Origin of the sequence: Azospirillum thermophilum (assembly GCF_003130795.1) — a bacterium.
GTDB lineage: Bacteria > Pseudomonadota > Alphaproteobacteria > Azospirillales > Azospirillaceae > Azospirillum > Azospirillum thermophilum.
In genome coordinates, this window is record NZ_CP029353.1 from 964,131 (window position 1) to 985,971 (window position 21,841).

At 70.0% G+C, this 21,841-nt stretch carries 19 protein-coding genes; 8 read left to right on the forward strand and 11 right to left on the reverse strand.

Annotation, left to right across the window (positions count from 1 at the left end; genetic code table 11):
- Nucleotides 1–15: 15 nt before the first annotated feature.
- From DEW08_RS10675 to DEW08_RS10690, 4 genes are all read right to left on the reverse strand, one after another.
- Entirely contained in the window at nucleotides 16–2,067 is a 2,052-nt protein-coding gene (locus DEW08_RS10675; protein WP_109326984.1) for a molybdopterin-containing oxidoreductase family protein, read from the reverse strand.
- Nucleotides 2,068–2,221: 154 nt separating this feature from the next.
- Entirely contained in the window at nucleotides 2,222–3,520 is a 1,299-nt protein-coding gene (locus DEW08_RS10680; protein ID WP_109326988.1) for a TRAP transporter large permease, read from the reverse strand.
- Entirely contained in the window at nucleotides 3,517–4,086 is a 570-nt protein-coding gene (locus tag DEW08_RS10685; protein WP_211107201.1) for a TRAP transporter small permease, read from the reverse strand. The genes DEW08_RS10680 and DEW08_RS10685 overlap by 4 nt, the downstream gene beginning before the upstream one ends.
- A 125-nt stretch (nucleotides 4,087–4,211) precedes the next feature.
- A complete protein-coding gene (locus DEW08_RS10690) occupies nucleotides 4,212–5,237 on the reverse strand; it encodes a TRAP transporter substrate-binding protein (protein ID WP_109326989.1) in 1,026 nt (341 codons plus the stop codon).
- Between the two features lie 119 nt (nucleotides 5,238–5,356).
- On the opposite strand from DEW08_RS10690, the gene DEW08_RS10695 reads away from it, so the two are divergent.
- The 4 genes from DEW08_RS10695 (at nucleotide 5,357) to DEW08_RS32255 (ending at nucleotide 9,919) form a co-directional block, all read left to right on the forward strand.
- On the forward strand, nucleotides 5,357–7,525 hold the full coding sequence (locus DEW08_RS10695; protein ID WP_181449443.1) for a PAS domain S-box protein: 2,169 nt from the start codon (nucleotides 5,357–5,359) through the stop codon (nucleotides 7,523–7,525).
- Nucleotides 7,522–8,142, forward strand: coding sequence for a response regulator transcription factor (locus DEW08_RS10700; RefSeq protein WP_109326991.1), 621 nt, complete (start codon nucleotides 7,522–7,524; stop codon nucleotides 8,140–8,142). Before DEW08_RS10695 ends, DEW08_RS10700 begins: the two co-directional genes overlap by 4 nt.
- 62 nt (nucleotides 8,143–8,204) lie before the next feature.
- Nucleotides 8,205–9,020: a hypothetical protein gene (locus DEW08_RS32250; protein ID WP_245986566.1), complete on the forward strand. Its 816-nt coding sequence runs from the start codon at nucleotides 8,205–8,207 to the stop codon at nucleotides 9,018–9,020.
- On the forward strand, nucleotides 8,978–9,919 hold the full coding sequence (locus DEW08_RS32255) for a sensor histidine kinase (protein ID WP_245986567.1): 942 nt from the start codon (nucleotides 8,978–8,980) through the stop codon (nucleotides 9,917–9,919). The genes DEW08_RS32250 and DEW08_RS32255 overlap by 43 nt, the downstream gene beginning before the upstream one ends.
- Before the next feature lie 17 nt (nucleotides 9,920–9,936).
- On the opposite strand, the gene DEW08_RS10710 is transcribed toward DEW08_RS32255, so the two are convergent.
- Both DEW08_RS10710 and DEW08_RS10715 read right to left on the reverse strand, forming a co-directional pair.
- Nucleotides 9,937–10,293: a response regulator gene (locus DEW08_RS10710; RefSeq protein WP_146214681.1), complete on the reverse strand. Its 357-nt coding sequence runs from the start codon at nucleotides 10,291–10,293 to the stop codon at nucleotides 9,937–9,939.
- A gap of 128 nt (nucleotides 10,294–10,421) precedes the next feature.
- Nucleotides 10,422–12,218, reverse strand: a complete 1,797-nt coding sequence (locus tag DEW08_RS10715; RefSeq protein ID WP_211107202.1) for a histidine kinase famiy protein — start codon at nucleotides 12,216–12,218, stop codon at nucleotides 10,422–10,424.
- 476 nt (nucleotides 12,219–12,694) lie between these two features.
- On the opposite strand from DEW08_RS10715, the gene DEW08_RS32260 reads away from it, so the two are divergent.
- Nucleotides 12,695–13,348 carry a transglycosylase domain-containing protein gene (locus tag DEW08_RS32260; RefSeq protein ID WP_245986568.1) on the forward strand — a complete coding sequence of 218 codons (654 nt, stop codon included), beginning with the start codon at nucleotides 12,695–12,697 and terminating at the stop codon, nucleotides 13,346–13,348.
- Entirely contained in the window at nucleotides 13,318–15,693 is a 2,376-nt protein-coding gene (locus DEW08_RS10720) for a transglycosylase domain-containing protein (protein WP_245986569.1), read from the forward strand. The genes DEW08_RS32260 and DEW08_RS10720 overlap by 31 nt, the downstream gene beginning before the upstream one ends.
- 4 nt (nucleotides 15,694–15,697) lie before the next feature.
- Here the strand turns inward: DEW08_RS10720 and DEW08_RS10725 are convergent, their stop codons facing one another.
- The 4 genes from DEW08_RS10725 to mepK all read right to left on the reverse strand — a co-directional run bounded on the left by DEW08_RS10725 (nucleotide 15,698) and on the right by mepK (nucleotide 18,384).
- Nucleotides 15,698–16,630 (reverse strand): GGDEF domain-containing response regulator, encoded by a 933-nt coding sequence (locus tag DEW08_RS10725; RefSeq protein ID WP_109326993.1) that lies wholly within the window; start codon nucleotides 16,628–16,630, stop codon nucleotides 15,698–15,700.
- A gap of 168 nt (nucleotides 16,631–16,798) precedes the next feature.
- On the reverse strand, nucleotides 16,799–17,128 hold the full coding sequence (locus DEW08_RS10730) for a hypothetical protein (RefSeq protein WP_109327000.1): 330 nt from the start codon (nucleotides 17,126–17,128) through the stop codon (nucleotides 16,799–16,801).
- A 35-nt stretch (nucleotides 17,129–17,163) separates the two neighbouring features.
- On the reverse strand, nucleotides 17,164–17,427 hold the full coding sequence (locus DEW08_RS10735) for a hypothetical protein (protein WP_109327001.1): 264 nt from the start codon (nucleotides 17,425–17,427) through the stop codon (nucleotides 17,164–17,166).
- A gap of 366 nt (nucleotides 17,428–17,793) precedes the next feature.
- Nucleotides 17,794–18,384, reverse strand: a complete 591-nt coding sequence (gene mepK, locus DEW08_RS10740; protein ID WP_109327002.1) for a peptidoglycan L,D-endopeptidase MepK — start codon at nucleotides 18,382–18,384, stop codon at nucleotides 17,794–17,796.
- A gap of 561 nt (nucleotides 18,385–18,945) precedes the next feature.
- Between mepK and DEW08_RS10745 the strand changes: the two genes are divergently transcribed.
- Nucleotides 18,946–20,193 (forward strand): pentapeptide repeat-containing protein, encoded by a 1,248-nt coding sequence (locus tag DEW08_RS10745; RefSeq protein WP_109327003.1) that lies wholly within the window; start codon nucleotides 18,946–18,948, stop codon nucleotides 20,191–20,193.
- Here DEW08_RS10745 and DEW08_RS10750 read toward each other — a convergent pair.
- A complete protein-coding gene (locus tag DEW08_RS10750; RefSeq protein ID WP_168220340.1) occupies nucleotides 20,190–20,621 on the reverse strand; it encodes a response regulator in 432 nt (143 codons plus the stop codon). The two genes, DEW08_RS10745 and DEW08_RS10750, sit on opposite strands and share 4 nt — an antisense overlap.
- A gap of 165 nt (nucleotides 20,622–20,786) precedes the next feature.
- Here DEW08_RS10750 and DEW08_RS10755 point away from each other — a divergent pair, with 165 nt between their 5' ends.
- On the forward strand, nucleotides 20,787–21,833 hold the full coding sequence (locus DEW08_RS10755) for a sensor histidine kinase (protein ID WP_109327010.1): 1,047 nt from the start codon (nucleotides 20,787–20,789) through the stop codon (nucleotides 21,831–21,833).
- The last annotated feature ends 8 nt before the right edge of the window (nucleotides 21,834–21,841 follow it).

A 21,841-nucleotide genomic window follows, 5' to 3' on the forward strand; every position in this document is an offset into this window, starting at 1 on the left:
TCGATCGGCCCGGCGTCAGGCCGGGCGCATCCAGACCGCGGTGTCGTGGAACGCGGCGCCGCCGGCCGGCGGGACCGGCTCGGGCGAGGTCAGGCTGTTGATGCCGATGCCCTCGACGAAGGCGTGGTTCGGCCAGATGCCCTCGACGATCACCACGCCGCGCGGCACCCCGTCGAACGGCCTGGCATGGACCACGACGCTGCCCTGCGGGTTGCCCAGCCTCACCCTCTCGCCCTCGGCCAGCCCGAGATCCCCGGCGTCCAGCGGGTGGATCAGCGCGGTCGGCCGCCCCTCGCGCTTCTGCGAGGTCGCCGTCTCGGTGAAGGAGGTGTTGAGGAACTGGCGCGCCGGCGCGGTGACGAGGCGGAAGGGATGCTCGGCATCGGCGTCGCGTGCCGGCGGCATGTGGTCGGGAAGCGCCGGCATGCCGCCATAGGGGCCCAGCGCGCTCCAGTCCGGGGCGAAGCGGAAACGGCCGTCCGGCCAGGCGAAGCCGGTCAGGAAATGCGAGGTCTCGAAATCCGGCTGGGCGTCGATCCAGCGCGCCTCGGTCAGCGACTGCGCATCGCCGAGGCCCGACGTCTTCAGCATGGCGTCGATGATCTCCAGCGCCGACATGCCGAATCCGGGATGCTCGGCGCCGACGCGCCGCGCGATCTCGCTGACGACCCGGTGGTTCTCGCGCGCCTCGAACTGCGGCTCGATCACCTTGCGGCCGATCAGGATGTGCATCTGGCCGCCGCCGCGGTAGAGGTCGTCATGCTCCATGAAGGTGGTCGCCGGGATGACGAGGTCGGCCAGCCGCGCCGTATCGGTCATGAACTGCTCATGCACCGCGACGAACAGGTCCTCGCGCAGGAAGCCCTGGCGGACGCGGCGGGAATCCGGGCAGATGGCCGCCGGGTTGGTGTTCTGGATCAGCATCGCCGTCACCGGCACGCCGCCCTTCAGGTCGCGCGGGTCGCCGGTCAGCACCGCGCCGATGCGCGACTGGTCGAAGGAACGCACCGAGGGGTCGAGCCGGTCCAGCCCCTCCGACAGGGTGCGGTCGATGTGGTAGATGCCGGACGAGCAGTAGAGCGCCCCGCCGCCGCGGTGCTGCCAGGCGCCGGTCACCACCGGCAGGCAGGACACCGCATGCATCTGGGCCGCCCCGTTGTGGGCGCGTGTCAGCCCATAGCCCAGCCGCAGGTAGCTGCGCTTCGTCGTGCCGTAGAGCGTCGCGAAGGCCTCGATCTGCTCCACCGGCAGGCCGGTGATGGCCGAGGCCCACTCCGGCGTGCGGCCCGCCAGATGCTCCTCCAGCCGCTCCAGCCCGGCGGCATAGCGGGCGAGATAGCCGCGGTCGGCGTGGCCGTCGCGGAACAGCACATGCATCACCGCGCAGGCCAGCGCCCCGTCGGTGCCCGGCCGCAGCATCAGGTGCAGGTCCGACACCTCGGCGGTGCCGGTGCGGTAGGGATCGACGGTGACCAGCTTCGCCCCGCGCGCCTTGCGGGCGCGGCTGACGTGGGTCATCACGTTGACCTGGGTGGCGACCGGATTGCCGCCCCAGTTGACGATCAGGTCGCTTTCCGCCATCTCGCGCGGATCGGCGCCGCGGATGTCGCCGTGGCCGGCCAGCCAGCCCATGTTTGCCGGCGTGTCGCAGACGGTGCTGGTCTGGCGGGAATAGCGCTTGGCGTGGCGCAGGCGCTGGATGCCGCCGCGCTGCACCAGCCCCATGGTGCCGGCATAGTAGTAGGGCCAGACGGCCTCCGGCCCGTACTGCCGCTCCGCCGCCAGGAAGGCGTCGGCGATGCGGTCCAGCGCCTCGTCCCAGCCGATCTCCGTCCATTGGCCGGAGCCCTTGGGGCCGCTGCGCAGCAGGGGGACCTTCAGCCGGTCCGGCGCGTGGGTCCGCTCGGCGTAACGGCTGACCTTGGCGCAGATGACGCCGGCGGTATAGCTGTTGTCGGCCGCGCCGCGGACCTTGCCGATCCGGTCGGGGGCCAGCCGCTCCACCTCCAGGGCGCAGGTGCTGGGGCAGTCGTGCGGGCAGGCGGTGGGAAGGAACTCGGCCGGCATGGGCGCCTCGGGCTGGGGGATTGTCCAGGGGCGCGAAGTTTAGGCATGCGAACAGTCGGCCGGCAAGGGCGGGGGGCGGCGGGGCAGGGATGCGCCGTCCGGCCTCTGCCCCTCTCCCTGCCCGAAGGCGTCCCCCGGCCTCGTCCGGTCCGCGCTACATCACCCCGATCAGGCGGGGGAACCACAGCGAGATGGCCGGGATGTAGGTCACCATCGCCAGGAACACCAGCATGGTCAGCAGCCACGGCCAGACTGCCACGGTCAGCTCGGTGATGCCCATCTTGGTGATGCCGCTCGCGACATAGAGGTTCAGGCCCACCGGCGGGTGGCACATGCCGACCTCCATGTTCACGATGATCAGGATGCCGAAATGCACCGGGTCGATGCCCAGCTTCATCGCCACCGGGAACAGGATCGGCGCCAGGATCAGCACGATCGAGGACGGCTCCATGAAGTTGCCGGCCGCCAGCAGCACGATGTTGACCACCAGCAGGAAGACCCAGACGCCCATCTGCTGTTCGATGATCCAGGCCGCCATGGTCTGCGGGATCTGCTCCGAGGTCATCAGGAACGAGAACAGCACGGCGTTGGTGATGATGTAGAGCAGCATCGCCGACATGCTGGCGCTGTCCAGCAGCACCTTCGGCACCTGGCGCAGCGTCATGTCCTTGTAGACGAAGACCGCGACGACGAAGGCGTAGACCGCGGCCATCGCCGCCGCCTCGGTCGGGGTGAAGACGCCGCTGTAGATGCCGCCCATCACCACGACGATCAGCAGCAGGCCCCAGAAGCTCTCGCGGAAGGCCGCCCAGCGCTCGCCGAAGGTCGCCCTTGGCATGCGCGGATAGCCGTTGCGCCGCGCCCGGGTCCAGGTGGTGATGCCGAGCATGGTCGCCATCATCAGGCCCGGCACCACGCCCGCCAGGAACATCTGGCCGATGGAGGGGGCCTGCGGGTGGCCGGTGACGGCGACGCAGTACATCACCATCACGATGGACGGCGGGATCAGGATGCCGAGCGCGCCCGACGTGGTGACGATGCCGGCGCCGAAGCGCTTGGGAAAGCCCTGCTTCACCATCGCCGGCAGGATGATCGAACCGATGGCGACCACCGTGGCCGGGCTGGAGCCCGACACCGCGGCGAACAGCGCGCAGGCCATGACGCCCGCCAGCCCCAGCCCGCCGTGCCAGTGTCCGACCATCGAGGTGGCGAAGTTGATCATCCGCCGCGCCACGCCGCCGTGCGTCAGGAAGTTGCCGGCCAGGATGAAGAACGGGATCGCCATGATCTCGAACTTCTCGATGCCGGTGAACAGCTTCAGCGCCACCGCGTCGATCGGCACCTGGGTCAGGAAGAACAGGAAGCTCAGCACCGTCAGGCCGAGCGCGATGGAAATCGGCATGCCGGTCAGCATCAGCGTGATCAGCAGGCCGAAGATGATGGCGCCGTTCATGCCGGGCCTCCTTCCTTGGCGGCCTCGACCGGGTCGATGCCGTCGACATGGGCGTGGTCGTGGTGCGGCAGCTCGCCCGAGCGCAGGAAGCTCCAGGCCACCTGCAGGAAGCGGAAGCACATCAGGTAGGAACCGCAGGGAACGGCCAGATAGACGATCCACATCGGCAGTTCCAGGTCGGCCGACACCTGCTCGGTGTCCGCCATGTGCCAGACGAAGTTGGCGCCGAGCGTGCCGACGACCCCGGTGAACAGTGCCCCGGCCAGCAGGCCGAACAGCACGAAGGCATGGCGCGGGCCGCGGTCCAGCCGGTTGATGACGACGTCCACCCCGACATGGATGCCGGTCCGCACGCCGTAGGCGGCGCCGAACTTGGCCATCCAGACGAACATGTAGATGCAGAGCTCCTGCGCCCAGGCGAGGTTCCAGTGCAGGACATAGTCTTGGACGGCGGGGATGCCCGACAGGTAGCGGTGGACCACCGCCACGAAGATGACGAGCGTCGCCGCCGCCATCAGGGACGCGATCAGCGTCTCCTCAAGGCGGTCGAGGATTTTCATGAGCATCGGGGAAGCTCCCGGACGGGGGAGGAGGGCACGATGGGGGCGGCAGCGGGAACCGGATGCCCGGTCCCCCGGCGTCGCCCCGATCCTCCCCCGGGGCGGGGGAGGGGAACCGGGCGCGGGATGCCTTACATCTTGAAGCCGGCGGCCTCGGCTTCCTTGTAGATGGCCTGGATCAGATCCTTGCCGACGCGGGACTCGGCGTCCTTGTGGACGGGCAGCAGGGCCTTCATCCAGGCCTCGCGCTCTTCCTTGGTCTGCTCGTGGAACGCGGTCTTGCCCGACGCCTTCATCTGGGCCATCGAGGTGTCGTTCTCGCTCTGCGCGATGTCGTTGGCGAAGGTGGTCGCCTCCTTCATGGCGCCTTCGAGAGCGGTGCGCACGTCGGCCGGCAGGCCGTCCCAGAACTTCTTGTTCACGATGACCGCATAGCCGAGATAGCCGTGGTCGGTCAGCGTGGCGTGCTTCTGCACCTCGTGCATCTTCTGGGTATACATGTTGGACGGCGGGTTCTCGGTGCCGTCCACAACGCCGGTCTGCAGCGCCTGGTAGACCTCGGAGAAGGCCATGACCTGCGGCAGGGCGCCCAGCGCGCGCATCTGCGCGTCCAGCACCTTGGAGGACTGGATGCGCATCTTCAGGCCCTTCATGTCCTCCGGCTTGATGAGCGGCTTGTTGGCGCTCATGACCTTGAAGCCGTTGTCCCAGTAGGCCAGCCCGATGATCCCCTTGCTCTCCAGCTTCTGGAAGAGCTGCTTGCCGATCGGACCCTCGGTCACGCGGCGCAGCACGGTCTTGTTCGGGAAGATGTAGGGCAGGTCGAAGACCTCGAACTCCTTGGCGCCCAGCGGGCCGAACTTGGCCAGCGACGGGGCGAGCATCTGCACCGCGCCGAGCTGCAGCGCCTCCAGCTCCTCCTTGTCCTTGTAGAGCTGGCTGTTCGGATAGACCTCGACCTTCACCTTGCCGCCGGTCGCCTTCTCCGCCAGCTCCTTGAAGCGCTCGGCACCCTTGCCCTTGGGGGTGTCGGGGGCGACGACGTGGCTGAACTTGATGACGATGGGATCCTGGGCGTAGGCGGCCGGGCTGAAGGCGACCGGCGCCGCCATCAGGCAGCCGAGCGCTGCGGCGCAAAACAGCTTGGTGAACGTCATTACTCGCTTCCTCCGGGACGTCTTTGGCCGATTCGTTGCGGGATATGCCGATTATACGGCCCCGTACATATCGCCTATTGTTCAATATGCTTTCGATCGGGGCTATTGTGGAAATCCGCATGCCCAATGAGTACTTCCGGTTTCAGCCCGTGCCCGCATCGCCCGACGCCCCGCATCCCCAGCTTCCCGCCGCTCCGCGGGCCGCCTCGCACGCCATGCCCATCGCGGCGATGGCGCTGGTCGTCGTCCTGCTGGGCGTCTTCCTCTGGCTGCTCCATCGCAGCGAGCAGGAGGAAGAGGCGGAGACCCTGATCAAGGACGTGCTGTGGGTCGAGCAGACCCTGCACTTCCAGATCGCCTCCGACGAGGAGAAGCTGCTGCACCTCGCCGAACAGCTCGCGGGAGAGGAGGGCGGGCGCAGCCGCTTCGACTCCATGGCCCGGCTGGTGGTCAGCGCCAACCCGGCGATCGAGCGGGTGGTGTGGCTCGATGCCGCGGGCCATCCGCTGCTGACCGAACCGCCGGCCGGTCGGGCCGAGGGCGGCGCCGGCGACGGCGCCGGCGACGGTGCCGGTGGGGGCGCCGGCGGGGGAGGGGACCCGGCCGGCCGGGCGCGGGCCGACGCCTTCCTGATCGCCCGCTCCTCGGGCCTGCGCAGCTACGGCGCGCCCTACCGCACGGCGGCGGGCGGCGCCGGCTTCGATCTCGTGGTCCCGATGTCGCGCGACGGGCGCTTCATCGGGGCGCTGGTCGGGGTGATGTCGCTCGACGCCATGCTGACCCATCACGTCCCGTGGTGGGTGGCGCAGCGCTACCGCATCGAGGTGGTGAACGCCACCGGCGCCGTGCTCGCCGCCAAGTCGCGGGTCGCCCCGCCCGACCCGCGCCACAGCCACACCGTGCCACTCGACCGGCCGGGGCACGGGCTGGCCCTGGTGGCGACCCTCTACCGGACGGACGCGAACATGACGCGCATCGTCCTGCTGGTGGCGATCTTCGGCCTGACCGCCGCGGCGCTGGCCAGCCTGTGGTCGCTGCGCCGCCACATCGCCCGCCGCATCCGGGCGGAGGAGGCCCTGCGCGCCGAGCACGCCTTCCGCAAGGCGATGGAGGACAGCCTGACCGTCGGCATGCGGGCGCGCGACCTGGAGGGGCGCATCACCTACGTGAACCCCGCCTTCTGCCGGATGGTCGGCGTGCCGGCGGAGGAGCTGATCGGCCGCGGCCCGCCCATGCCCTATTGGCTGCCCGAGGAGCTGGAGGAGGCCGAGGCCGCCTTCCGCGCCGTGCTGGCCGGCAAGGCGCCGTCCAACGGGCTGGAGATGCGCTTCCGCCGTGCCGACGGCGAGCGGTTCGACGCGCTGATCTACGAGGCGCCGCTGATCGACGCCAACGGCCGCCATGCCGGCTGGATGGGCTCCGTCCTCGACGTGACCGAGCGCAAGCGGGCGGAGGAGCTGGCCCGCCAGCAGCAGGAGAGGCTGCAGCACACCGCCCGGCTGATCACGCTGGGCGAGATGGCCTCCACCCTGGCGCACGAGCTGAACCAGCCGCTGTCGGCCATCGCCAGCTATTGCACCGGCTGCCTCAACAAGCTGCGCTCCGACCGGTTCGAGCGCGAGGAGGTGGCGGCGGCGCTGGACAAGCTGGCCGCCCAGGCCCGGCGCGCCGGCCAGATCATCCGCCGCGTCCACGAGTTCGTGCGCAAGCGCGAGCCGGTGGTCGCCCCCTGCTCGCTGACCCGGGTGGCCGAGGACTGCGTCGCCCTGATGGGCGCCGACGCCGCCCGCCACGGCGTCCGGCTGGAGCTGGAGGCGGCGGAGGGGCTGCCCGAGGTGTGCGGCGACCGCATCCTGCTGCAGCAGGTGGTGCTGAACCTGATGCGCAACGGCATCGAGGCGATGGCCCGCACCCCGCGCGGCGACCGCCGCCTGACGATCGCCGTCTCGGCGGGGGAGGCGGGGCCCGGCGAAAGGCAGGCCGGCGAGCCGGCGGTGCGGCTGTCCGTCCAGGACCGCGGCTGCGGCATCCCGCCGGAGAATGCCGCCTCCCTCTTCACCCCCTTCTTCACCACCAAGTCCGAAGGCATGGGCATGGGGCTGAACATCTGCCGCAGCATCGTCGAGCATCACCGCGGCCGCCTGTGGTTCGAGCCGGGGGAGGACGGCGGCACCCGCTTCCTGGTATCGCTTCCCGTGGCGCCGGTTCCGTCCGCGTCCCCGACCTCGTCCCAAATCCCGGCCCCGGCCCCCACCGCCGCCCGGCCTCTCGCGGATGCCGCACAATGACCACGCTGCACATCATCGACGACGACGAAGCGATCCGCGACGCGCTGAGCTGGCTGTTCCAGTCGCGCAACGTGCCGGCCCGCTGCTGGCCCTCGGCCGAGGCCTTCCTGGAGTCCTGCACGCCGCAGACCGCCGGCTGCCTGCTGCTCGACGTCCGCATGGAGGGGATGGGCGGGCTGGAGCTGTTCGACCGGCTGCAGGATCTCGGCTGCCGCATGCCGGTGATCTTCCTGACCGGCCATGCCGACGTGCCGATGGCGGTGGCGGCGCTGAAGAAGGGGGCGCGCGACTTCGTCGAGAAGCCCTTCAACGACAACGAGCTGGTCGACCGCGTGATCGAGGCGCTGGCCTTCGACGCCGGACAGCGCGAGCGGGAGGCCGGGCAGGCCGGCATCTCGGCGCGGCTCGCCACGCTGACCCACCGCGAGCGGCAGGTTATGGAGCTGGTGGTCGCCGGCCGGCTGAACAAGGTGATCGCCGACGAGCTCGGCATCAGCATGCGCACGGTCGAGGTCCACCGCGCCCACGTCTTCGAGAAGATGCGCGTGAAGACGGCGGTCGAGCTGGCGCGGCTGCTCGCCGCATCCGGAGAAGCCGCGGCGGGGACGACTCGTTAACCGGTCTTTTCGTAAAATGTCGCCGTCGGGCCGGTCCGCCGGCCGCCTTCGCCGGAGCCGTCTTGCGTTCACCGTCCGCCATCCTCGCGCTCGGCCTCGCCGTCATCGCGCCTCTGCTGCTGTTCACCGCCGTCGTCGTCTGGGTCCTCGACGATTACCGGCGCGGCGAGCTGGAGGAGGAGATGCGGGCGATGGTGCGCGCCGCCTCGCTCAGCGTGGACCGGGAGCTGGTGCGCCAGCTCCGCCCGCTGGAGCTGCTGGGCGCCCTCTCGGCGGCGGAGGTTGACAATGTGCACGGGCTCTACGGCTCGCTGTCCGACGCCCAGCGCACCCAGCCCTCCTGGCTCGCCATGGGGCTGATCGACGCGCGCAGCAACAGCTTCGTCTTCCACACGCAGTATCCGCTGGGCGTCCAGCCGCTGCCGCCGCCCCGCCTCGACCCGGTGACGGCGCGGGTGCTCTCCACCCGCCGCGCGGTGATCGGCGGCGTGCTGCCGCCCGGCGGCCCGCCCGGCCGCTCCGCCCTCATCATGCGGGCGCCGGTCTTCAAGGGGAACGACATCCGCTATGTCATCTCGCTCGCCCTCGGGCTCGAAGGGATGGCGAGCGTGCTGGCCTCGCATCCCGTGCCGGAGTCGTGGGTCTTCGCGGTCATCGATCCGGAGCTGATCATCGCCGCCCGCTCGCGCGATGCCGCCGCCTTCCTCGGCCAGCGCGTCACCCCGACGCTGGAGGCGCAGGTCCTGGCCAACCGCGAGGGCTGTTCATCGCCAAGACCAAGGAGGGCAACGACGCCTACACCGTCTTCCACCGCTCCGCCGAGACCGGCTGGACGGTGGCGCTGGGCGCCCCGGTCGATCTGGTGCAGGAACGGCTGAACCAGTCGCGCCGCATCGTCATCGGCGGCGGGCTGGGCGCCTGCCTGCTCACCCTGCTGCTGGGCTGGGTGGTGCTGCGCAGTTTCAGCCGCCGCCGCCGGGCGGAGCGGCAGGTGCGCCGCGCCCATGAGGCGTTGCTGCTGGAGCAGCAGCGCCGGCTGCAGGCGGAGAAGGAGCATGCCGAGGCCGCCAACCGGGCCAAGAGCGAGTTCCTCGCCAACATGAGCCACGAGCTGCGCACGCCGCTGAACGCCGTCATCGGCTTCACCGAGGCGCTGATGTCCGGCCTGTTCGGCGCCGCGCCGCCGAAATACGAGGAGTACATCCGCGCCATCCACCAGTCCGGCACCCATCTCCTCCACCTCGTCAACGATATGCTGGACATGGCGAAGATCGAGGCCGGCCGGATGGAGCTGACCTTCACGCCGGTGCCGCTCGACGACCTGCTCGGCGACTGCCAGCAGTTGATGGAGGCGGTCGCCGCCAACCGGGGCGTCGTGCTGGAGGTGCGGCCGGCCCCGGAGCGGATCGTGGTGATCGCCGACGGGCTGCGGCTGCGCCAGGCGGCGCTGAACCTGCTGTCGAACGCCGTCAAGTTCACCCCGCCCGGCGGGCGCGTGGTGGTCGAGAGCGCGCCGGGCAAGGCGGGGCAGGCGGTCGTCACCATAACCGACAGCGGCATCGGCATGACGGCGGAGGAGGTGGAGATCGCGCTGGAGCCCTTCCGTCAGGTCAACAACTACCTGACCAAGAGCGAGGCGGGCACCGGGCTCGGCCTGCCGCTCGCCAAGCGCTTCGTCGAGGCGCATGGCGGCACCCTGACGGTGGAGAGCACCCCCGGTGCCGGGACGCGCGTCATCATCACGCTTCCGGCCGCCGGCGCCGCCGCGTCACGCTGACGCCGGCGCGGCCGGGGTCACTGGTCGGGGATCAGGCTCGACAGGGTGCGGGCGAGCAGGCGGGGGCTGATCGGCTTGCTCAGCACCACGGTGCTCGCGTCGGAGGCGAGCGGGCCGCCCTGCGCGGCATAGCCGCTGATCAGGATCACCGGCAGGCCCGGCCGGCGCTGGCGGATGCGGGTGACCAGCTCCTTGCCGTTCATGCGCGGCATGTTCATGTCGGTCACCACCGCGTCGGCCGGGTCGCTGTCGTCCGCCTCCAGCGCCTCCACCCCGTCGCCGGCCAGCGTCACGCGGTGGCCCTCGCCCTCCAGCGCGGTCTGGAACAGCATGGCGACCAGCGCCTCGTCTTCTACCAATAGGATATGCGCCACGTCCTGTCGTCCGTTTGCCTGTGGTTCGTGGAATCGCCCTCCGGACCACCGTCGGACCGATCCTGGAATAGGGCCGGGCACCGGACCGGTCAAGCCGGGCGAAGGCGTAGGCCGCCCTGGCGAAAGCCTTACGTTCCAGTGTTCCGAAGGTGCAATCCGTCCGCAGGTCCGGCCTGCCCGCCGTCCCGTCCGGTCCTCCCTCCGGTCCCCCTTCCCGCCAGGGCGTCCCCGACCCGGTCGGCCAGTTCCGCCCGGCGGTAGGGCTTGCCCAGCACCGCCCCCTCCGGAAGGTGCGGGGAGTCGTCGTTCAACTCTTCATTGTAGCCGGTCGTCAGCAGGACGGCGGTGTCGGGGGAGCGGCGGCGGAACCGCTCGGCCAGCACCAGCCCGTTGATCCCACCGGGCATGACGAGGTCGGTGAACAGCAGGTCGATCGGCGGCCCGTGGTCGAGCAGGGCCAGCGCCTCCTCGCCGGACCGGGCGGACAGCACCCGGTAGCCGAGCCCCGTCAGGTGCGAGACCGCAAGCTCCCGCACGTCGTCGCTGTCATCGACCACCAGGACGGTCGCCGGGGTGCCTTCCGATGCGGCGGACGGCTGGCGCGGCACCGGCGCCTGCTGTTCCGCCGGCCGGGCGGCGGCGCGCGGGAACAGCATGCGCAGGGTGGTTCCCTGGCCGGGTGTGCTCTCGATCTCCAGCCGGCCGCGCGACTGCTGGACGAAGCCGTGGACCATGGCGAGGCCGAGCCCGGTGCCCCGGCCGGGCCCCTTGGTGGTGAAGAAGGGTTCGGCCGCCCGGCGCAGCACGTCCGGCGGCATGCCGTCGCCGCGGTCGCTGACGCTCAGCGTCACATACTCGCCGGGCGGCAGGTGGTCGCTTTCGGCCTCGCCGTCGAGCTGGGTCAGGCCGGTGGCGATGACCACCTCGCCGCCGTCCGGCATGGCGTCGCGCGCATTGATGACCACGTTCAGCAGCGCCATCTCCAGATGGACGGGGTCGAGCTGGCAGGGCGGCAGCGGCGCCCGCAGGTCCAGCCGCAGCGACACCCGGTCGCCCACCGTGCGCGACAGCATGTCGACGAACTCGGTCACCAGCGCGTTGAGCCGGACCGGCTTCGGGTCCAGCCGCTGCTTGCGGGCGAAGGTCAGGAGCTGCTGCGTCAGCCGCGCGCCCTGCTGGGTCGCCCGCTCCGCCAGCTCCAGCGGACGGCGGATCGCCGCCGGATTGGTGTCCAGCAGGTCGGTCATCTGCTCCAGCGTCCCGGCGATGACCTGCAGCAGGTTGTTGAAGTCGTGCGCCAGCCCGGCGGTCAACTGGCCGATCGCCTCCATCTTCTGCGCCTGGTAGAAGGCCTGCTCCGACACGCGCCGCCGGGTGATGTCCATCTGCGAGGCGAAGAAATACAGGAGCTTGCCCTGCGGGTCGAAGACCGGCCCGATGAACAGCGCGTTCCAGAAGGCGCTGCCGTCGCGCTTGTAGTTCAGCACCTCCAGCGAGATCGGGCGCCGGTTGCGCACCGCCTCGCGGATCTCCGCCACCGTCTCGCGGTCGGTCTGCGCCCCCTGCAGGAAACGGCAGTTGCGGCCCAGCACCTCGTCCTTCTCATAGCCGGTCAGGTCGAAGAAGGCGCCGTTGGCGAAGACGATGGGATTGTCCGGCTGGTTGGGGTCGGTCACCACCATCGGCATGCGCGTCATCGCGACCGCGGCGAAGAACACGTCGCCGCGGCCTTCCAGTCCCGGCTGCGACACCATCCCCATCTGCCAGTGGTGGAGGGGCGGCCTGCCGGTCGGACTGACGGAGGCCCTGTCGTCCATGCCCTCGGCGGCCAGCCCGGCGCTCGCGTTGCCGCCGCTTCCTTCGGTCCGCACCCGCTCGGCCGAGTCTCCGGATGGCCCGGCGGACAGCTCGCTGCGATCCGACATGCCGTCTCCCATCCCATGCTATCCTGCCTGCTGTAAACGCCTGTGCGCCGCGAAAGTTCACGCGTAGTTCGGCAGCGCGCAGGACATCGAGGACATCGAATTGTCTCATCCGTCCGGCGGAATCCTGCGGGATTTGAGCATTTTCCCAAGAACCGGCGCGGCGCGTTTTTCGGATCGAAAGAGTTATGTAAAAAGTTACTTCATATTGTCGGCGAAGTGCGTTGCGTATTTGCCACTGTTTACCTGAGTCTCGCTCGGTTGCCGAATCTACCGATTTCGTCGGATGCGGCACTATACCCTTTGTTAACCAACAAACCCTACCATGCGCACGATCGCCGGTCCCAGGCAGCGGGCGGCTCCGGCCGCCGTGCGGCGGCAGGGGCCCAAGGGGTGGCGATGCCGGACGAACCCCGACTTTTCGAAACCCTGGCGGGTCTGGAGCCGATATGGCGCGGGTGTGGTTGCGACGTGCGGTCGTGGGTGTTGCGCTGGCGGCGGCGATGGCCGGGCTGGGCGTCGCCGCACAGGAGGAGATGCGGAGCTCCCGTCTGCAGGCGCGTCTGCTCTCCACCTACGCCCAGGGGATGAGCTTCACGCTGGGCGAGGGGCCGAACCCGGCCGCGCGCTATCCGACCCAGGGTCCCTATAACGAAAGGTTCGGCTACGTCGGCTTGCCGGGCTATCTGCGGTCGCTGACCGACGACATCTACGCGATCGAACAGCAGGCCCAGCTTTCCCCGCGGCTCGACGGCTTCATGGCGGCGGGCGGCTTCCCGATCTACCACGAGAAGACCCGCGCCGGGCTCACCATGCTCGACCGCAGCGGGACCACCATGTTTTCCGCCCGCTATCCGGAGCGGGTCTTCACCAGGTTCGAGGACGTGCCGCCGCTGGTCGCGGACACGCTGCTGTTCATCGAGAACCGCGAGCTTCTGCGCGAGGACGAGCCGCGCCGCAACCCGGCGGTGGAGTGGGACCGCTTCGCCGGCGCGGTGCTGATGCTGCCGGTACAGTGGGTGAAGCCGGGCACCCGCTCGCCCGGCGGCTCGACGCTGGCGACGCAGATCGAGAAGTACCGCCATTCCCGGACGGCCAGACGGTGGGCGCGACGGAGAAGCTGCGCCAGATGATCTCGGCCAGCGTGCGCGCCTATCTCGACGGCGAGGACACCGGCGGCCAGCGCCGGCGCATCCTGGTCGACTACCTGAACTCCACCCCGCTGACCGCGCGGGCCGGCTTCGGCGAGGTCAACGGGCTGGGCGACGGGCTGTGGGCCTGGTTCGGCACCGACCTCGGCATTGCCCAGCAGCTCCTGCGCGACCCGGCGCCGGACGAGCGGACGCTGCAGGTCAAGGCGCTGGCCTACAAGCAGGTGCTGAGCCTGCTGCTGGCGCAGCGCCGCCCCTCCCACTACCTGATCCAGGACCGTGCGGCGCTGGAGCGGCTGGCCAACAGCCACCTGCGGGTGCTGGCGCAGGCCGGCGTGATCGACGAGCGGCTGCGCGACGCCGCCCTGTCGCTGACCCTGAAGTTCCGCGAGGAGGCGCCGCAGCCGCAGGCCGCCTCCTTCGTCGAGCAGAAGGCGACCAACGCCATCCGCGCCCGCCTGCTGTCGATGCTCGGCGTTCCCAGCCTCTACCAGCTCGACCGCACCGACCTGACGGTGCAGACCACGCTCGACGCCGCCACCCAGCAGCGCGTGGTGGAGGTGCTGGGCAAGCTGAACGACCCGGACTTCGCCCGCCAGATGGGGCTGACCGGCGAGCGGCTGCTCGACTCCAAGAACAACGACCTGTCGAAGATCGTCTACTCCTTCACCCTCTACGAGCGGGGCAGCGACGCCAACTACCTGCGCGTCCAGGCCGACAACCTCGACCAGCCGCTCGACATCAACGAGGGGGCGAAGCTCGACCTCGGCTCGACGGCCAAGCTGCGCACGCTGACGACCTACCTGGAGATCATCGCCGAGCTGCACGCCCGCTATGCCCACCTGCCTCGGGAGTTCCTGACGGACGTGGGGGAGGAGGCGTCGGACAACCTGACGCGCTGGGCGGTGGAGTGGCTGTCGGGCACGCAGAACCGCAGCCTGCAGGCGATGCTCGACGCGGCGATGGAGCGGCGCTACTCGGCCAGCCCGGGCGAGGCCTTCTTCACCGGCGGCGGCGTCCACACCTTCGTCAACTTCAACAAGGACGACAACGGCCGCATCCTGACGCTGCAGGAATCGCTGCGCAACTCGGTGAACCTGCCCTTCATCCGGCTGATGCGCGACATCGTGCAGTTCTACATGGCCGAGGGCGGCGACGACAGCGCCGACATCCTGCAGAACCCGGATCACCCGGCCCGGCAGGCCTATCTCGCCCGCTTCGCCGACCGCGAGGGCAGCGACTTCATCAACCGCTTCTACACCAGCTACCGCAAGCGCACCCCCGACCAGGCGCTCGACCTGCTGGCCAGCCGCACCCGCCCGGTGCCGCACCGGCTGGCGGTGATCTTCCGCACCGTCCGTCCCAAGGCCGGCATGGCGGAGTTCGGCCGCTTCATGCGCGCCCGGCTGCCCGACGCCAAGCTGAGCGACGCCGACCTCGCCTCGCTCTACAGCAAGTACGGGCCGGACCGCTTCTCGCTGAACGACCTCGGCTATCTCGCCCGTGTCCATCCGCTGGAGCTGTGGCTGGTCGGCTATCTGCAGACCAATCCCGACGCCAAGCGGCAGGAGGTGCTGGACGCCAGCATCCGCGAGCGGCAGGAGAGCTACACCTGGCTGTTCAAGAAGGGGCAGGCGGCGCAGAACACCCGCATCCGCATCGGGCTGGAGGAGGAGGCCTTCCGCCGCATCACCGAGCAGTGGCGCAAGGTCGGCTACCCGTTCGAGACGCTGATCCCGTCCTTCGCCACGGCCATCGGCAGCTCGGCCGACCGGCCGGCGGCACTGGCCGAGCTGGTCGGCATCATCCTGAACGACGGCGTCCGCCAGCCGATGGTGCGCGTCAAGTCGCTCCACTTCGCCGAGGGCACGCCCTACGAGGCGAAGGTCGGGCTCGGCCCGCTGGAGGGCCGCCGGGTCCTGCGCCCGGAGGTCTGCGCCACCCTGCGCCGCGCCCTGATGGACGTGGCGCAGAACGGCACGGCCAAGCGCGTCTGGGGCAGCTTCAAGGACGGTTCCGGCCAGATCCTGCCGGTCGGCGGCAAGACCGGCACCGGCGACCACCGGCTCGACCGTTACGGTCCCGGCGGCGTGCTGATCGAATCGCGGGCGGTCAACCGCACGGCGACCTTCGTCTTCTACGTCGGCGACCGCTTCTTCGGCACCATGACCGCCTTCGTCCATGGGCCGGAGGCCGACCACTACCGCTTCACCAGCGCGCTTCCCGCCCAGCTCCTGAAGAGCCTCGCCCCCGCGCTGCAGCCCCTGATCGACCCGCCCGGCAACACCCGCACCGCCGAAACCGGCAAGGTGCCGACCGGGCTGTAGGGCGTCAGGGCAGGGTGGGGCAGGTTGATCCCCGCAGCGACGACAGCGGGAGCTGCGGTTCGATCTCCACCCGGTTGCGGCCGGCCTTCTTGGCACGGTAGAGCGCGGCATCGGCGCGGGCCATCAGCGCCTCCAGGCTCGTGTCGGCGCGGGTCAGCCAGGCCAGCCCGATGCTGATGGTCAGGGCGAGCGCGCCGCCGCCCTCCAGCGGCAGGGAGGCGGCGGCCAGCCGCTCGCGCAGGCGCTGGCCCGCCGCATAGGCGTTGACCGGGCTGGTCTCCGGCAGCAGGACGGCGAACTCCTCGCCGCCCAGCCGCCCGATCAGGTCCGGGCCGCGCAGCACCGACTTGCAGACCCGCACCGTCATGCGGATCGCCTCGTCGCCGGTGGCGTGCCCGTGGGTATCGTTGACCCGCTTGAAATGGTCGATGTCCAGCATCAGCAGCGACAGCGGCCGCTCGTAGCGGCTGGAGCGGGTCATCTCCTCCGCGCCGCGCTCCAGGAAGCGGCGGCGGTTCAGCGCGCCGGTCAGCGGGTCGGTGGTGGCGAGCCGTTCCAGCTCGCGCTGCATGGCGACGACGCGCGACGCCGCAAGCAGCCGGGCGGAGGCCCATTTCCAGTCCAGCGGCTTGCGCAGGAACTCGTCGGCTCCGGCCTCGACCAGCTCGTGGTACTGGTCGGTCATGCTGCCGGGGATCATGATGATCAGGTAGAGATGGCGCAGCCCCTGGCGGGTGCGCAGGTGCCAGCACAGCTCCAGCCCGGTCATGTCCGCCAGCCTGATGTCGGCCATGACCACGTCGAAGCGCTCGTGCGCCGTCGCCTCGATCGCCTCGGCCCCGTTGCCGGCGGTGACCGTGCTGCAGCCGAGCTTGTTCAGCTCGTACACCATCATGTTCCGATGGTGGGGGGAATCATCCACGATCAGGATGCGCAAGACGACGGCTCCGCCAGTCGATGTCCCTGCGTTTATGGATCAAGCGCAGGCTCAACGTAAATGGGCGGCTTGTCGGATCGGCTCCCGGATCGGGGGAATATGTCCTCCGGCCGATGACGCGACGTCATCCCCGCCGGACGTCCTGCCCAGCGCGGTTGTACGACCCGGTCAGCTTGCGCGGTGATTGCGGCGCTTGCGCCGGCGGTCCAGCCGGTGGATCCGGTCGATCAGGTCGCCGATGGTCGAGGCCTCCTCCACCTCGCCCAGATGCAGCAGCACCCGCACGTAGGTGTCGAGCAGGCCAAGCACCGCCTCCTCGTCCGTCGCCCCCTGGGCCGGCCGGCCGAAGGCGTCCAGCACCAGGGCGCCGCTGTCGGCGAGCGCCTCCGCCACCTCGTTGATCGCCGACTCGAGCGCGGCGTCATCATCGTCCGGCGCCGTCAGCACCGGGTCGAGCATGGTGGGGAAGGCAAGTCGTTCGTCGAGATGTCCAGCCATCGGTCGTCCTCGGGGTGTCTTCCTTGAAAATGGCGTCAGCAGACGGTGTCGGCCAGGGATGTGGGGGCCAGGGATGTGGGGAGCAGGGATGCGGGGGTCAGGGAGTTGGCGGCCAGCACCAGCGCGCTGTCCTGCGCGCTGGTCAGGTCGGGGCAGCGCGCGGCGGTCTGGCCGTCGATCAGCACGAGCCAGCCGCTGTCGAAGCCGGCGGCCTCGTAGCGCAGTTCGATGGAGCGGCCGGCGCCGTCCAGCGCGAGCCGATGGGGGGATTTGAAGGACCAGGTGAGATGCAGGGCCATGATCCTCCTCCTTCGAGGATCCGGGCCTCTGCCGTCCTGGCTGGTCCGGTTGCGTCGGGGCCGGCGGCAGAGGCGTGCTGGACAGGGAAACGGGACGGCCACCGGAAAACGCCCGGGCCGGCCCCGGCCGCCGTCACGCGATGACGGCAGCCACGGCAGGACGGGGCGTAGTCGGTGGTGGAGAGGGCGGGGCCGGGTTTTCCGCCGCGCCATCCGGCTCCGGTCTTCCGACCGGGCAGCATTCGCTTCTGCTAAATGGGATCTTCCGCCCGGGGAGCAAGGGGGAAGCTGCGGGCGGGAGCGGGCAGCCGGCCCGTTCCGCGGCAGGACAGGGGCGGGCAGGGCGGACCCGCCCGCCGGACGGGACTACCAGTGGCGCAGCGGGCCGACGTCGACGTGGACGAAATTGCTGTCGGGGTAATAGCCGACTCCGCCGCCGCGCAGGCTCAGCGCGGCCTTGCGCAGGTGGCCCAGCGGCAGGCCGGGGATGCGCAGGTCGATCGCCTTGCCCTGCATGTGGAAGCTGTTCTGGGCGACGCCGCTGCCGTCCGCCTCGCGCAGCATCGCGTTCGTCTCGGGCGAGCGGTAGGCGGAGATGACGTGGACCGGATTCCGGCTGCCGATCTTGCGGGTCAGTGCATAGACCAGATCCAGCAGCCTCGGGTCCATCGGATGGACGGAGCCGGTCCGGTGGTCGCGCAGCAGCCGGTTGATCTCGCGCATGCCGTCGCGCAGGTAGCGGCCCTTGGCCCAGTATTCGGCCTGGATGCGCTCGCCGGTGTGCAGGTTCATCAAGGAAAGATGCCGTGGCGGGGCGCGCAGGCCGGCTTCGGATTCGCCCGGAACCAGGACCGATGCGGCGGCTGCCATGCCCAGCCCGGCCCGCAGAAGGTCGCGGCGGCCAAGACGGCTGCCGGCCCCGCCGGCGGCCGCCGGCGGCAGTTTGGTCTCTTCCATGTATCCCCCATTCCCCTGGGCGTTCCGGGCCGGGCAGCAGGGCCTTCACCGGAACGTCCGGTTCTTTAGCGGATTGGGACCAGTTTCTGTCAAGAAACCAATGATTAAAGAATCGCCGGTCGGGGCTTTCCGGGACTTCCGGCCCGGCCCCGGTCAAGCTGGCCCGCTTCGGTGCGCCCGTCTGTTCATGTTACATTCTTGAAACCGGCTGTAACCGCTCCGCTCGAGTCGCGGGGGCGGCATCCGGAGGTCTCGCGATGAAGCAGCGGATGTGTCCAGTGAACTCGTACCGGCCTATGATAAGAATCGGCGCATAGTTAAGGGAAAATTGCTGAAAATTATCGACAACACTGGATGTTTCGACACTCGACATCTGCGAAATAGCAGAGGACTATACCGAAAGATCGAGCGCAAAAGGGGCAACCGTTCAGGCTTCGGTAAGGAATTGCAGGGCATGATCCAGGTAGCGAAAACATCGCACCGTGTTGTTTTTCCGTGTCCACAGCAAACGCCCTCTCTCCGCAGACCACCCCTTCGTTTCGGTCCGATCAACTGACGGACATGCTCGACAGGCATGCCCGCTGGATCAAGGGCCAGCCGGGTGGTGCGCGCGCAAACCTGGCGATGGCCGACCTGGAAGGTGTCGACCTGTCGCACCGGGACCTGCGCGGCGCGCATCTCGTCGGCGCAAGGATGGCTCGCGGCCGGCTGAACGGCACCAACCTCGCCGGGGCCGACCTGTTCGGCGCCGACCTGCGCGATGCCGACGTCAGCCGCGCCAACCTGATGCAGACCGATCTGCGCGGGGCCCGGCTGCGCGACGCCGATTTCTCCAACTCCAACCTGCGCGGCGCCGACATGCGTTCCGGCTCGCTGGAGCCCGGCGGCAGCGCCCGGCGCGGCAATCCCTCCGATGCCGAGCTGCTGGAGGCCGACGCCGCCCGCCAGATGCACAAGCTCGCCCTGCTGCGCCTGCAGAACGGCATGACCGCCGGCGGCGGCATCCCGACCGACCTGACCGGGGCGGTGCTGCGCGGCGCCAACCTGTCGGACGCCGACCTCACCGGCTCGATCCTGCAGAATGCCGACCTGAGCGGGGCGGTGCTGGCGCGCACCAACCTCAGCGACAGCCGGCTGAACGGCGCCAACCTGTCCGGCGCCGTGCTGGATGGGGCTGTGTTCGACAATGCCGATCTGGTGGGCACGCGGCTGACCGACTGCGACCTGTCCCGCACGATGCTGACCACCGCCCAGTTCACCCGGCCGATCGACAGCATCGGATCGGAGATCCAGCGCATCATCCATGACCATGAACGCTGGATCGACAGCTTCGGCCAGCGCGGCGAGCGGGCGGAGCTGGACGGCGCCGACCTCAGCCGCGCCGACCTGCGCAGCGTCAACCTGTCCGCCGCCTGCCTGCGCGGGGCCAACCTTTCGGCGGCGGCGCTGACCGGCGCGCGCCTGATCATGGCCGACCTGTCCGGGGCGAACCTGGAGGGGGCGAACCTGATGGGCGCCGACCTCAGCGGCGCCAACCTCAGCTATGCCCAGCTCACCGGGGCCGACCTGACGCGGGTCCGGCTCGGCCCGGCGGAGATCAAGGATCCGTCGGGACGGCCGACCGGCCGCTCCTGGGCGGCGAACCTGATGGGGGCCGACCTGCGCGGCGCCTTCCTCGTCGGCACGACGCTGGCGCAGGCCAACCTGACCGACGCCAACCTCGCGCGGGCCGACCTGGACGGCGCCGACCTCAGCGGGGCCAAGCTGCAGCGGGCGAATCTTCCGGGCCGGCTGCCCCGCCGCCGCTAACCCTTCCTGCCGAGCGCCTCGCACACGCCGTCGAGCAGAACCGCGAGCTGGCTCGTCGAGAAAGGCTTGACGGCGAATCCGAGCGGCAGCGCTGCTGCGGCGCGCTCGCGGGTCAGCGTATCCGAATGGGCGCTGAGAAAGACGGAGCGGATGCCGAGCGCCCGGTAGACCTCCGTCGCCGCCGCGATGCCGTCGCTGTCGCGGGCCAGCCGGATGTCCATCAGCATCAGGTCGGGGCGCAGCCGTCCGGCGGCCGCCACCGCGTCCGGGCCGTTGTCCACCGTGCCCACCACCTCGTGCCCGAGCTCGAGAAGGATGTCCTCGATGTGCATCGCGGTGATCGCCTCATCCTCGGCGACCAGGACGCGCAGGACCGGGCGGCCCCCCGCCCCGCCGCCGGCGCCGTCCCGCCCGGCTGGAGCCAGCACGGCGCCCCGGATCGATAGGGGCGGGCGACCCGATGCGAACTTTTCTCCTACTGGACCGAACATGCCGTCCGTGCCACCGATTGCATGTGACGAAGTGTCGCATTCCTGCCATAGAATGATGACGCCGTCACGGGACAAGCGGGTGGCGGAGTGGAGCGAACGGGGATGACGGAGCACGATCCGGGGGAGGGCGGCCTCGACGGGGCCGTGGGGAACCAGACGGGCGAGCAGCAGTTCCGCCTGCTGGCCGACAATGCGCCGGTGATGATCTGGCGGGCCGACACGACCAAGGCCTGCGATTTCTTCAACAAGCCCTGGCTGGACTTTACCGGGCGCGGCATGGACCAGGAACTGGGCTTCGGCTGGGCCGAGGGCGTGCATCCCGAGGATTTCGATCGCTGCCTCGCCATCTTCACCGGCGCCTTCGACCGGCGCGAGTCCTTCTCCATGACCTACCGGCTGCGGCGCCATGACGGGGTCTATCGCTGGCTGCTCGACAATGGCCGGCCCTACCAGGATGCCGCCGGGCGGTTCGCCGGCTATTTCGGTTCCTGCGTCGACGTCACGGAGATGAAGCGGGCGCTCGATGACAAGGACGTGCTGCTGCGCGAGGTGCATCACCGCGTGCGCAACAACATGCAGCTCATCACCGCGCTGCTGGACATGCAGGCCCAGGGCGCGGCCGAGCAGGAGACCCGCGACCGGTTGAGCGAGGCGGCCGGCCGCATCCGCTCCATCGCGCTGGTCCAGGAGCAGCTTCACGGCGCCGACACCGTGTCCGGCGTCGACCTCGGCGACTATCTGCGCTCGCTCGTCACCGCCGTCGCCGGGCTGCGGGGGCGTCTTGCGGTGGAGGTCGACGCCGATCCGCTCCCCCTCCCGCTCGACCGCGCCGTGCCCATCGGGCTGATCGTCAACGAACTGCTGACCAACGCCCTGAAGCACGCCTTTCCCGATGGCCGCCCCGGAACCATCCGGGTCGAGGCGCGCCGGGACGCCCAGGGGGCCGTCGCCATCCTCGTCGCCGACGACGGCATCGGCCTCGCCGATGCAATGCTGGAGGAGCGCCCGCGCTCGCTCGGTTACCGGCTGATCCGCCGTCTGGCCGTGCAGGCCGCCGCCACCGTCGACCTGGATCCCGGCAGCGGTCGCGGCACCCGGCATCGCATCCGCCTGTCGCCGGTGAACGCTCCGGATGCCTGCGGGGTTTAACCGGCGGC

Excerpts from the sequence above, each read along its gene's own strand:
- DEW08_RS10755 (WP_109327010.1), top strand. The coding sequence starts at position 20,787 with ATGACGGAGCACGATCCGGGGGAGGGCGGCCTCGACGGGGCCGTGGGG.
- DEW08_RS10695 (WP_181449443.1), top strand. The coding sequence starts at position 5,357 with ATGCCCAATGAGTACTTCCGGTTTCAGCCCGTGCCCGCATCGCCCGAC.
- DEW08_RS10685 (WP_211107201.1), bottom strand. The coding sequence starts at position 4,086 with ATGCTCATGAAAATCCTCGACCGCCTTGAGGAGACGCTGATCGCGTCC.
- mepK (WP_109327002.1), bottom strand. The coding sequence starts at position 18,384 with ATGGAAGAGACCAAACTGCCGCCGGCGGCCGCCGGCGGGGCCGGCAGC.
- DEW08_RS10745 (WP_109327003.1), top strand. The coding sequence starts at position 18,946 with ATGCTCGACAGGCATGCCCGCTGGATCAAGGGCCAGCCGGGTGGTGCG.
- DEW08_RS10730 (WP_109327000.1), bottom strand. The coding sequence starts at position 17,128 with ATGGCTGGACATCTCGACGAACGACTTGCCTTCCCCACCATGCTCGAC.
- DEW08_RS10675 (WP_109326984.1), bottom strand. The coding sequence starts at position 2,067 with ATGCCGGCCGAGTTCCTTCCCACCGCCTGCCCGCACGACTGCCCCAGC.
- DEW08_RS10715 (WP_211107202.1), bottom strand. The coding sequence starts at position 12,218 with ATGTCGGATCGCAGCGAGCTGTCCGCCGGGCCATCCGGAGACTCGGCC.
- DEW08_RS10680 (WP_109326988.1), bottom strand. The coding sequence starts at position 3,520 with ATGAACGGCGCCATCATCTTCGGCCTGCTGATCACGCTGATGCTGACC.
- DEW08_RS10700 (WP_109326991.1), top strand. The coding sequence starts at position 7,522 with ATGACCACGCTGCACATCATCGACGACGACGAAGCGATCCGCGACGCG.
- DEW08_RS10690 (WP_109326989.1), bottom strand. The coding sequence starts at position 5,237 with ATGACGTTCACCAAGCTGTTTTGCGCCGCAGCGCTCGGCTGCCTGATG.
- DEW08_RS10735 (WP_109327001.1), bottom strand. The coding sequence starts at position 17,427 with ATGGCCCTGCATCTCACCTGGTCCTTCAAATCCCCCCATCGGCTCGCG.